The sequence below is a fragment of the Hydrogenophaga sp. genome (assembly GCF_041633695.1).
Classification (GTDB): Bacteria; Pseudomonadota; Gammaproteobacteria; order Burkholderiales; family Burkholderiaceae_C; genus Hydrogenophaga.
In genome coordinates this window covers 1-9,723 of sequence record NZ_JBFJMY010000145.1, presented here as the reverse complement: position 1 = coordinate 9,723, position 9,723 = coordinate 1, and the positions used below count along the sequence as shown (strand labels likewise).

The following is a 9,723-nucleotide window of genomic DNA, read 5'->3' as shown; positions in this document are numbered from 1 at the left end:
GCACCCGCCTGCCACGGCGGGGCATGGCAGGCGGGTGCGTCTTCTTCAAAAGGTTCGTGCAGGCGCAGCGCGCGCGCCCAGTGCGCCTCGGTCAAGACCTCGGCCGTGGCGCCCCAGGCCACCGGCTCGCGTGCCAGCAGCAGGGTGAGCGGGAAATGCGCCCGCACCTGGGCCAGATCGTGCAGAGCGGCGACCACGGTTTTGCCTTGTTGGTGCCAGCGGTGCAACAGGGCCAGCAGATCGGCGGTGGTGCGCTGGTCCACGGCGGCAAAGGGTTCGTCCAGCAAGACCACCGGCGCGTCCTGCAGGATCAGGCGGGCAAACAGGGCGCGCTGCAACTGGCCGCCCGAGAGGGTGTCCAGGCCGCGCCGCTCAAAGCCGGTCAGTCCCACCAGCGCCAGCGCTTCGTCGCAGCGCTGCCGCAATGCCGGGGTGAAGCGGCCCCAGGCGCCGACTTCGTGCCACAAACCCATGGCCACCATGTCGCGCACACCCACGGGGAAACTGCGGTCCAGTTCGCTGTGTTGGGCCAGATACGCCACGCGTGGCCGTTCCAGCCCCAACACCTGGCCACCCAGGGGTTGCAATTGCCCGGCCAAAGCCTTGATCAGCGTGGACTTGCCCGCGCCATTGGGCCCGACCAGGGCGACCAGGGAACCCGCTGGCACGGTGAGGCTGAGCTGGTGCACCGCCGGGTGTCGTTCGTAACCCAGGCTCAGGTCCTGCAATTCGATGGCGGGTGTTGGTGTGGATGCGGCGGTGTTCATGTCAATGGCGGCCAACCCGGCGCTTGTGCGGGTCTCGGGCTGGGCATAATGTTGCAACTCAATTGCGTTAACATCGATCATATCGCAACCATGTTGCGTTAGTACGGAGGCCTTATGCCCAGCCACACACCCAAAGAATCCTTGGCCGTTCCCGCCCACATCCAGTCGCGGCTGGAAGGGGCGGGGCTGCGCCGCACTCTGGCCACGCGCGCCGTGTTGGGGGTGTTTCTGGCCAACCCGCAAGGTTCGGTCACGCATTCGCAGGTGCAGACGGCGCTGGAAACGCGTGGCCTGGACATCAACCGGGTCACGCTCTACCGCCTGCTCGACCGGCTGGCGGCTTGTGGCGTTTTGCGCCGCCACGCCGATGACGGCGCGCGCACCTGGCGCTTTGGTCTGGCCGGTGCCGAAGAAGCCGGTCCGCTGGCGCGCTTCGAGTGCGATGCCTGCCAACGCCAGTTCCGTTTCACCGAGGCCGACGCCGCCGCGCGTGCGGTGGCCGCCCAGCTGTTTCACAGCCTGGCCCGTCTGGGCCACCAGGGCCAGCGGCTGGAACTGTGTGTGCACGGCACCTGTGCGGCATGCGCAGCGCCCGCTGGCCTGGAGTCGATCGCGTGATCCTGACCCGGGGCCTGTGTTTTGCGCATGGGCCAGCCGCCGTCTTGCGCTTTGCCGATGTGTCGGTGCCCCAGGGCGGCACATTGCTTTTGCGCGGCGCCTCGGGCAGCGGCAAGTCCACCTGGCTGGCGCTGGCGGCGGGTTTGTTGCGCCCGGCGTCGGGTGAGGTGCAGGTGGCGGGCCAATCGGTCGCGGCCTTGTCTGGCGCCCGCCGCGATGCCTGGCGCGCGCGCACCCTGGGCTTTTTGCCGCAGCGCCTGCACCTGAGCGAAGCGCTCACGGTCGAAGGCAATCTGGCCTTGAGCTACTTCGCGGCCGGGCTGCCACAAGACCGCGCGGCCATCGAGCAGATGCTGGAGGCCATGGGCCTGGACCACCTGAGCGGGCGCAGGCCGGCGCAGTTGTCGGGTGGCGAGGCGCAGCGTGTGGCTCTGGCCCGCGCCCTGTTGTTGCGCCCGGCCGTCATCTTGGCCGACGAACCCACGGCCAACCTGGATGACGAGGCCTGCGCGACCGTGCTTGCGCTGTTACTCGAACGGGCGGCGCAGGCGGCCGCCACACTGGTCATCGCGACCCACGACGTGCGGGTGGCCCAGGCGCTGCCGTTGGCCCAGGTGCTGCCCTTGGCGGCGGCGCTGCGTGGCCCGCAGACTCCCGCCGGAGCATGCGCATGAACGTGTGGTCTTTGTCCTGGCGCTATTTGTGGTCGCGCCCGCTGACCACCGTGTTGAATCTTTTGTTGCTCACGCTGGGCCTGGCGGTCATGGCCTTTTTGTTGCAGATGCAGGACCGGCTGTCGCACGCTTTTGATCGCGATCTGGCCGGTATCGACCTGGTGGTGGGTGCCAAAGGCAGCCCGATGCAACTCATTCTGGCGGGGGTGTTCCACATCGATGCGCCACCCGGCAACATTCCCTTGGCCGAGGCCCAGGCGTTGGCATCGCACCCCCAGGTGGCCGAGTGGATGCCCCTGAGCCTGGGCGACAGTTTCCAGGGCTACCGCATCGTCGGCACCGAACACAGCTACCCCCGGCACTACGGCGCAGCGCTGGCGCAGGGGAGCTGGTGGGCCGCGCCTCTACAGGCGGTACTGGGGGCGCAGGTGGCGCGCACAACCGGGCTGGGATTGGGCGCGGCATTTGCCGGCTCGCACGGTCTGGGGGCGGGCGGCCATGCGCACGCCGAGAACCCGTACCGCGTGACCGGGGTCCTGGCGCCCTGTGGCTGCGTGCTGGACCGTCTCGTCCTGACCGACACCGCATCGGTCTGGAAAGTGCACGAAGACATGTACGCGGGCGACGCGCCGCTGGACGCCGAAGACCGCCAGGTGCTGGTGGCCGAGCGCGAACTGACGATGCTGCTGATCCGCTACAACACGCCGCTGGCGGCGGCCAGTTTCCCGCGCTACGTCAACAGCAGCACGTCCATGCAGGCGGCATCACCGGCGGCCGAAATCTCGCGCCTGCTGGCCATGGTGGGTGTAGGCACCGAGGTCTTGAGAGGCCTGGGCGCGGTGCTGTTGCTGGTGGCGGCTTTGTCGGTGTTCATCGCTTTGTGGGGCGCGGTGCGCGAACGCCGTGCCGACCTGGCCATGCTGCGCATGCTGGGCACTCCGGCGGGCAAGGTGGTGGCCTTGCTGCTGTGCGAGTCCTTGTGGCTGGCCCTGCTCGCCACTCTGGGTGGATTCTTGCTGGCGCATGGCCTCACCGCCGTGCTCGGCTCGACGTGGATGGTCGGCGACGCGCTGGCCACCACCGGCTGGCACTGGTCGCCCGCGCAAGCGTGGGTGCCGCTGACAGCCGTGGGGGTGGCGCTGGTGGCGGCGGCTTTGCCCGCGCTCGGCGCTTACCGTGTGGACGTGATGTCTTTGTTGCAAACCAGGTGAACCCGATGAAAAAGACTTTGTTTTCTCTGATGACGCTTTCGTTGCTGGCCGGATCGGCTTGGGCCCAACATTCCGACGCCGAAACCCGGCAAGACGTGGCACGCCACCGGGCCATGGCCGCCGCGCACGAAGCCGCCGCCCAATGCCTGGCCTCTGGTCAAGGCGAGGCCGTTTGCCTGGCCGCGCTGCAGGCCGCGTGCAAAGGCCTGGCCATTGGCAAGTACTGCGGCATGAAACACGTGCATTGACCACCATGCAGGCCCGTACTCGATGGTTGTCTTGCGCCTGCTCGGCGATGTTGCTGGCCGGGCTGGCGGGGTTGACCGTTGGCGCGCGCGACGCCGCTGCGCAGGTGTTGAGTTCGCCGCTCGGCCCTCCAGCCGCAGCCCCGGCTGGCGCGCCTGCGCAGAAGGGCGCGCCGCAGGGATTGGTGACGGGCACCGGGCCCGGTGTGCATGGCGCTTTGAGCGCTTTCGCACCGCTGCCCCAGCGCAGCGATGTGCTGGCCTGGTCGGTGCTGACCGACGTGAAGCAACGCATTGAAAACCGGCGCATCCTGGTGAGCTATCCCCCAGCGGTGCTGGCGCTGAACCAGCAGACCCAACGCGTGCAAGGCTTCATGTTGCCGCTGGAACCGGGTGTTCGGCACCGGCGGTTTTTGCTCTCGGCGGTACCGCCCACTTGTCCTTTTTGCGTACCGGGCGGGGCGGAAAGCATGATCGAAGTGCACACCAAAAGCCCGCTGCCGTATGTCGAAGACGCGGTGGTGCTGGAAGGCCGGTTCCACGTGTTGCAAGACAATCCGCTGGGCCTGTACTACCGCCTGACCGAGGCCCGCAGCGTCCCATAGCGCGCCCCCGTGAAGTGCGGGTGCTGGCGCCGCCGGCAATGGCCCCAGGCCAGAGCCGGACCGGCTGAGGCGATAACATCGGCCGGTGAATTTGACCGACCACCCCGTTTTCGCCTCCCTCACTCCGGTGTTTCTGCTCATCGCCCTGGGCGTGCTCGCGGCGCGCCGCCAGTGGATACGGGAGGCGGCGGTGAAAGACCTGTCCAACCTCGTGTTTCTGCTGCTGATTCCGGCCTTGTTGTTTCGCACCATGAGCGCGGTGCACTTCGAAACCCTGGACTGGCGGCCGGTGCTGTCTTATTTTCTGGCCGCCGGGCTGCTGCTGGCGGCTTCCATCGCCTGGCGTGGCTTCAACACCCGCAGCGCCGTGCTGGCGCTGGCCGGGGTGTTCTCCAACATGGTCATGATCGGCATCATTCTGGTCGGCCTGGCCTACGGTCAGCAAGGCCTGGTGACGCTGCTGACCCTGGCCTCGGTGCATGCGCTGATTCTGCTCACCTCGGCGACCGTGGTGCTGGAACTGGCTGCGGCGCGCGAGACGAGCGCGCGTGGCGGCGCGTCCCCGCGCCTGTTGGCCAGCACCTGGCTGGCCTTGAAAAATTCGCTGATCCACCCGGTGCCGCTACCGATTGTGTGTGGCCTGCTGTTCGCGCAGACCGGTCTGGTGTTGCCTACCGTGATCGACAAACCCTTGCAGCTGCTGGGCAGCGCCTTCGGCCCGATCGCGCTGGTGCTGGTAGGCGTCACCCTGGGGCGCACGCCCTTGCGCGGCCACATCACCCCGGCTTTGTGGATCACGGCTTCCAAGAACCTGTTGTTGCCGCTGATGGTGGGTTTGAGCGCCTGGGCGTTTGGCATCACCGGCCTGCAAATGACGGTGATGGTGGTCGCGGCCGCCTTGCCCATAGGCGCCAACGTGTTCCTGCTGGCCCACCGCTACGAGGTGGCCGAAGAACTCACCACCGCCAGCATGGGCTTGTCGACCATGCTGGCCTTGCTCAGCCTCACGCTGGTGATGTTGCTGCTGTCCTGGCTGCCGCTCACTGGCTGATCTTGCGGGCCTCGTCGATCTGGTATTCGAAGTAGCGTTCAAAACCAAAAGCCAGGCTGCCCATGAAGGCAATGGTGCCCAGCAACAAAGCCAGCACCAGTGCGGCGATGGTCAGGCCGTTGGTTCCGCCCGCACTGGCTTGCGCGGGCAAGCCCGGGTTGAAGCGCTGGTTCCAGCGCTCCCGTTCGGTGAGCGCATAGAGGATGGCCATGAGACAGCTGGTCGCGATGGACAGGCCGAGCAGGGGGATCAGCAGCCACGAGAGCTTGTCGTCCTGCCCATAGTCCAGCACCCGGGTCACGCCCCACCAGCCCAGCGCCGACGGCACCGGGTGCAGCCAGCCCACCCAGTCGCCCAGGCCTTTCAGGTAGAAGCGGTGCAGACCCAGGGCGCCACCCAACAGGGCGATCCAGACCGCCAAGGTTTTGTTTTTCATGCGGGGTCTTTCGGTGTTTCAGGCGGTGAGCTGTCGCCCAGACCCAGGGGTTTTTGCATCAACACGATGTCGAGCCAGCGTTCAAATTTCCAGCCACAGGACGGGATCACCCCGGCGGGCTCAAAGCCCAGGGCCCGGTGCACGCCGATGGAGCCCGCGTTGTCCGAGTCGCCAATCACTGCCATGACGCGGCGCACACCGGCGCGCTCCAGCCTGGCCAGCAGCTCGGTCAACAAAGCCCGGCCCAGGCCTTTGCCGTGGCTTTCCGGTGCCATGTAGATCGAATCTTCGGCCGAATAGCGGTAGGCCGGGCGGGGTTTGAACCAGGTGCCGTAGGCGAATCCCAGCACCTCGCCGTTTTCTTCAATCACCAGCCAGGGCAGGCCCTTGGCCAGTACGTCGGCGCGGCGGGTGGCCATGTCCGCTTCGGTGGGGGGGGTGGTTTCAAAGGTGCCGGTACCGTGCAGCACGTGGTGCGCATAAATGCGGGCGATGGCGGTGATGTCTTCGTCGCGGCTGGGGCGGATGAGGGGCATGGATGGAGGGTGTGGGGGTTTGTTGCTGCGGGCTGTCGCACACTGGCTATAATCGTGGGTTTTGTAGCGTTTCGCTGGCCGGGTGGTCAGTCGTGTGTCTCAAGCGTTGCAAGGAAAAGGGGGTCAGAAATGGCCTCCATGACGCCCCGATCCTGGTGCGTCACCACCCGAAGGATAAATCATGGTCGTCATTCGACTCTCCCGCGGCGGCTCAAAAGCCCGCCCGTTCTACAACATCGTTGTGGCCGACAAGCGCAACCGCCGCGATGGCCGCTTCATCGAGCGCATCGGTTTTTACAACCCCTTGGCGCGTGGCGGTGAAGAGCCTCTGCGCGTTGCCGTGGACCGCCTGACCTACTGGACCGGCGTTGGCGCCGAGCCGTCGGACACGGTGGCCCGCTTGGTCAAGCAGCACGCAGCCACTGCGGCAAATGCGGCTGCACCGGTCGCTGCCTGATCGTTTTTTGCCTTCTCTGTTGAGTTGGTGAACAGCCCCGCATCCAGCGTCTTCACGGCGTCTTCCTTGCCGGAAGACGCCATTGAACTGGGCCGCTTCATGGATGCATGGGGCGTCAAGGGCTGGATCAAGGTCCAGCCCCACAGCGCCGATACACAGGCGCTGTTTGAAACCACACATTGGCACCTCCAGCCGCCCGAAGAAGCCTTGGCGCGCGGTTTTTCTGCGTTCACGGGTTGCGTCAGCGCCACCGTGGCGGAGATCAAGCACCATGCCGATGGCGTGGTGGCCCGCCTGGAGGGCATGAGCGATCGTAGCCAGTCCGAAAGCCTCAAAGGGGTGCGCATCTACGTGCCACGCAGCGCCTTCCCGGCGCCGCCCGAGGGCGAGTACTACTGGGTCGATCTGCTGGGGCTGGAGGTGTTCAACCGCGAAGGCCATGCCCTGGGCGTGGTGCGCGACCTCATGCCGACCGGCCCACATTCGGTGCTGGTGCTCGAATACACCGACACCCAGAACGACAAGCCCTTGCTGGCCGAGCGCATGATCCCGTTTGTGGACGCTTACGTGGACCAGGTGGATCTCAAGGCGCGCCGTATCACGGTCGACTGGGGTTTGGATTACTGATGCCCCCGCGCCGCGCCTGCAGCGCGTCGCACCCCAGAAGGCGGCACCTGCGGGGAAGCCGCGAAGCGGTGCAAGCGGGTGACAATACCCACCATGCGCTTCGACGTCATTACCCTGTTTCCCGAGCTTTTTGAGCCATTCTTCAAGAGCGGTATCACGCGCCGAGCCTTCGAGTCGGGGCAGGTCGAGGTCCGGCTGTGGAACCCGCGCGACCATGCCGAGGGCAATTACCGGCGCGTGGACGACCGGCCATTTGGCGGCGGGCCCGGCATGGTGATGATGGCCGAGCCTTTGTGGCAATGCCTTCAATCCATTCGGGCCGACAGGGACGAGCCGAACGGCGCGCAGGCGCCGGTGGTCTTGTTCTCACCCATCGGCGAGCGGCTGAACCATGCGGGCGTGGCTTCGTGGGGTGCCAGCGTGGGCGCGGTGCTGGTGTGCGGGCGTTACGAAGGCATAGACCAGCGCTTCATCGACGCGTGCGTGGACCGGCAGATCAGCTTGGGCGACTTTGTGCTCTCGGGCGGCGAGATCGCCGCCATCGCCTTGCTCGATGCGGTGGCCCGCCTGCAGCCCGGGGTGCTGGGCGACGAGGGCAGCCACCAGCAAGACAGCTTCAATCCCGCGCTGGATGGCTTGCTTGACAGCCCGCACCACACCCGGCCCGAAGTGTGGCAAGGGCCGCAAGGCGCGGTGGCGGTGCCCGAGGTGCTGCTGGGCGGTCACCACGAACGCATCGCGCGCTACCGCCGCGAGCAGAGTCTGGCGCTCACGGCGCGTGCGCGCCCCGATCTGCTGAGCGTCGCGCGTCGCGACGGTTTGCTGAGCGAGAAGGACGAAACCTTTTTGCGCGGCCAGAAATTGCTATAATCCAAGGCTTTTCGATCCTCTGACCGGCCGCCATGACCGGGCCAGCCCGCAGGTCGCACCGAACACATCGGCGCATCCTGAACCGGGCTTTGCCGGATTTGTGGCCTTTAGTGCAGCGCGGGCACGATCGATGAACAGGAAAACATGAACCTCATCCAGACCCTTGAACAAGAAGAAATTGTTCGCTTGAACAAAGAAATCCCGGTGTTCGCGCCCGGCGACACCGTGATTGTCAGCGTGAACGTGGTCGAAGGCACGCGCAAGCGTACCCAGGCTTACGAAGGCGTGGTCATTGCCCGTCGCAACCGCGGTCTGAACTCCAACTTCATCGTTCGCAAGATCTCCAATGGCGAAGGCGTTGAGCGTACGTTCCCGCTGTACAGCCCACGGATCGCGAAGATCGAAGTCAAGCGCCGTGGTGCCGTGCGCCGCGCCAAGCTGTACTACCTGCGCGAGCGCAGCGGCAAGTCGGCGCGTATCAAGGAAAAATTGGGCCGTTGAATCCCGGCTTGATCGCAAAAAACCGCTCCCTGGAGCGGTTTTTTGCATTGGGAGCCCGGTTTCCGTGTTCTGCTTTCTTGGTGGCCGTCAGCGGCAATCGATGGGCTGACGTAAGCTCGGAGCCCATGCCGTCCCATTCATTGCCTGCTTTTGATCCGCGCAAGGTGCCCTTGCTCCCCAGGGCGCCGAACGAAATGCCCGCCCACGCGCAACGGCTCACCGCCGACGGCTTGCGGGACTTGTTCATACGCCCGCCCATTTGGAGTCCCGAACTGCTGCGCGAGAAGAGGTTTGCGGACCGCGCGCCTGCGCAGGCGGCGGTGTTGTTGCCCATCGTGTTGCGCGAGCGCCTGACGCTGCTGCTGACGCTGCGCTCCGCCCACCTCTCCACGCACTCGGGCCAGATCGCGCTGCCGGGTGGCAAGCTCGACGCCGGTGACGCAGATGCCACCGCCGCCGCTTTGCGGGAGACACACGAAGAAATCGGTTTGCCGCCCGACCGCGTGGAAGTGCTGGGCAGCTTGCCGGTCTACGTGACGGGTACCTCGTACACGGTCACGCCCGTGGTGGGGCTGGTGCATCCGGAGTTTGAACTGGTGCCCAACGCCGACGAGGTGGACGATGTGTTCGAGGTACCGCTGGACTTTCTGATGGACCCGGCCAACCACCACCGGCATGTCCATGAATTCCAGGGCACGGTGCGCGAGTGGTATTCCATGCCCTACGACGACAGTGGCCGCGAGCGCTTCATCTGGGGCGCGACCGCCGGCATGTTGCGCAACTTCTACCGTTTGCTCAGTGCCTGAACTGCCGGTTGCTGCGGTTGGGCTCTGGCCGCGCCACCGGACGGCCCCATGCCCGCCGCTATGATGACGGCATGATCTTTTTCGCCATCCTGATCGCCTTTCTGCTGGAACAGGCACGCCCCTTGCCGTACGACAACCCGGTGCAATCGGGCCTGCGTGGCTGGACCCGATTGGTGCGCCGGAACATGGATGCGGGGGAGGTGGCGCAGGGTTGGCTGGCCTGGCTGCTGGCGGTGGGTGTACCGGCCTTGCTCGCGGGTCTGGTGTATGCGGGTTTGTCGCGCTTCAGTGCACTGCTGTCCTTTGTCTGGCTGATTGG

Annotated in this window: 14 protein-coding genes and 1 pseudogene; 12 read left to right on the top strand and 3 right to left on the bottom strand. The window is 66.0% G+C overall.

The annotated features are described in order from the left end of the window. Positions 1-767, bottom strand: a 767-nt coding sequence (gene aztA, locus ABYB95_RS10875) for a zinc ABC transporter ATP-binding protein AztA (protein ID WP_372658531.1), incomplete at its 3' end; no start/stop codon positions are given. A gap of 114 nt (positions 768-881) precedes the next feature. On the opposite strand from aztA, the gene ABYB95_RS10870 reads away from it, so the two are divergent. From ABYB95_RS10870 to ABYB95_RS10845, 6 genes are all read left to right on the top strand, one after another. Continuing rightward, a complete protein-coding gene (locus ABYB95_RS10870) occupies positions 882-1,385 on the top strand; it encodes a Fur family transcriptional regulator (RefSeq protein ID WP_372658530.1) in 504 nt (167 codons plus the stop codon). Next, positions 1,382-2,059: an ABC transporter ATP-binding protein gene (locus ABYB95_RS10865; protein WP_372658529.1), complete on the top strand. Its 678-nt coding sequence runs from the start codon at positions 1,382-1,384 to the stop codon at positions 2,057-2,059. Before ABYB95_RS10870 ends, ABYB95_RS10865 begins: the two co-directional genes overlap by 4 nt. Continuing rightward, complete coding sequence (locus ABYB95_RS10860; protein WP_372658528.1) at positions 2,056-3,270, top strand: ABC transporter permease; 1,215 nt, start codon at positions 2,056-2,058, stop codon at positions 3,268-3,270. The genes ABYB95_RS10865 and ABYB95_RS10860 overlap by 4 nt, the downstream gene beginning before the upstream one ends. Positions 3,271-3,275: 5 nt before the next feature. Then, a complete protein-coding gene (locus tag ABYB95_RS10855) occupies positions 3,276-3,518 on the top strand; it encodes a hypothetical protein (protein ID WP_372658527.1) in 243 nt (80 codons plus the stop codon). 5 nt (positions 3,519-3,523) lie between these two features. Beyond that, positions 3,524-4,120: a hypothetical protein gene (locus tag ABYB95_RS10850; RefSeq protein ID WP_372658526.1), complete on the top strand. Its 597-nt coding sequence runs from the start codon at positions 3,524-3,526 to the stop codon at positions 4,118-4,120. Positions 4,121-4,205: 85 nt separating this feature from the next. After that, positions 4,206-5,171 (top strand): AEC family transporter, encoded by a 966-nt coding sequence (locus ABYB95_RS10845; protein ID WP_372658525.1) that lies wholly within the window; start codon positions 4,206-4,208, stop codon positions 5,169-5,171. Here the strand turns inward: ABYB95_RS10845 and ABYB95_RS10840 are convergent. Both ABYB95_RS10840 and ABYB95_RS10835 read right to left on the bottom strand, forming a co-directional pair. Next, the gene (locus ABYB95_RS10840; protein WP_372658523.1) at positions 5,161-5,607 is read right to left on the bottom strand and encodes a hypothetical protein; all 447 of its coding nucleotides are present in this window, start codon (positions 5,605-5,607) and stop codon (positions 5,161-5,163) included. The genes ABYB95_RS10845 and ABYB95_RS10840 overlap by 11 nt on opposite strands. After that, positions 5,604-6,143, bottom strand: coding sequence for an N-acetyltransferase family protein (locus ABYB95_RS10835; RefSeq protein WP_372658522.1), 540 nt, complete (start codon positions 6,141-6,143; stop codon positions 5,604-5,606). Before ABYB95_RS10835 ends, ABYB95_RS10840 begins: the two co-directional genes overlap by 4 nt. 181 nt (positions 6,144-6,324) lie before the next feature. On the opposite strand from ABYB95_RS10835, the gene rpsP reads away from it, so the two are divergent. From rpsP to ABYB95_RS10805, 6 genes and pseudogenes are all read left to right on the top strand, one after another. Beyond that, a complete protein-coding gene (gene rpsP, locus ABYB95_RS10830; RefSeq protein WP_372658520.1) occupies positions 6,325-6,600 on the top strand; it encodes a 30S ribosomal protein S16 in 276 nt (91 codons plus the stop codon). A 27-nt stretch (positions 6,601-6,627) separates the two neighbouring features. Further along, the gene (gene rimM, locus ABYB95_RS10825; RefSeq protein WP_372658519.1) at positions 6,628-7,227 is read left to right on the top strand and encodes a ribosome maturation factor RimM; all 600 of its coding nucleotides are present in this window, start codon (positions 6,628-6,630) and stop codon (positions 7,225-7,227) included. Between the two features lie 93 nt (positions 7,228-7,320). Further along, positions 7,321-8,097, top strand: a complete 777-nt coding sequence (gene trmD, locus ABYB95_RS10820; protein ID WP_372658518.1) for a tRNA (guanosine(37)-N1)-methyltransferase TrmD — start codon at positions 7,321-7,323, stop codon at positions 8,095-8,097. A 144-nt stretch (positions 8,098-8,241) separates the two neighbouring features. After that, a complete protein-coding gene (rplS, locus tag ABYB95_RS10815) occupies positions 8,242-8,598 on the top strand; it encodes a 50S ribosomal protein L19 (RefSeq protein ID WP_372658517.1) in 357 nt (118 codons plus the stop codon). Positions 8,599-8,723: 125 nt separating this feature from the next. Beyond that, positions 8,724-9,404 carry a CoA pyrophosphatase gene (locus tag ABYB95_RS10810; RefSeq protein ID WP_372658516.1) on the top strand — a complete coding sequence of 227 codons (681 nt, stop codon included), beginning with the start codon at positions 8,724-8,726 and terminating at the stop codon, positions 9,402-9,404. A 71-nt stretch (positions 9,405-9,475) separates the two neighbouring features. Then, a pseudogene (locus ABYB95_RS10805) lies at positions 9,476-9,723 on the top strand (cobalamin biosynthesis protein CbiB); the annotation flags it as partial.

Excerpts from the sequence above, each read along its gene's own strand:
- ABYB95_RS10870 (WP_372658530.1), top strand. The coding sequence starts at position 882 with ATGCCCAGCCACACACCCAAAGAATCCTTGGCCGTTCCCGCCCACATC.
- ABYB95_RS10860 (WP_372658528.1), top strand. The coding sequence starts at position 2,056 with ATGAACGTGTGGTCTTTGTCCTGGCGCTATTTGTGGTCGCGCCCGCTG.
- ABYB95_RS10855 (WP_372658527.1), top strand. The coding sequence starts at position 3,276 with ATGAAAAAGACTTTGTTTTCTCTGATGACGCTTTCGTTGCTGGCCGGA.
- ABYB95_RS10850 (WP_372658526.1), top strand. The coding sequence starts at position 3,524 with ATGCAGGCCCGTACTCGATGGTTGTCTTGCGCCTGCTCGGCGATGTTG.
- ABYB95_RS10840 (WP_372658523.1), bottom strand. The coding sequence starts at position 5,607 with ATGAAAAACAAAACCTTGGCGGTCTGGATCGCCCTGTTGGGTGGCGCC.
- ABYB95_RS10835 (WP_372658522.1), bottom strand. The coding sequence starts at position 6,143 with ATGCCCCTCATCCGCCCCAGCCGCGACGAAGACATCACCGCCATCGCC.
- rpsP (WP_372658520.1), top strand. The coding sequence starts at position 6,325 with ATGGTCGTCATTCGACTCTCCCGCGGCGGCTCAAAAGCCCGCCCGTTC.
- trmD (WP_372658518.1), top strand. The coding sequence starts at position 7,321 with ATGCGCTTCGACGTCATTACCCTGTTTCCCGAGCTTTTTGAGCCATTC.
- rplS (WP_372658517.1), top strand. The coding sequence starts at position 8,242 with ATGAACCTCATCCAGACCCTTGAACAAGAAGAAATTGTTCGCTTGAAC.
- ABYB95_RS10810 (WP_372658516.1), top strand. The coding sequence starts at position 8,724 with ATGCCGTCCCATTCATTGCCTGCTTTTGATCCGCGCAAGGTGCCCTTG.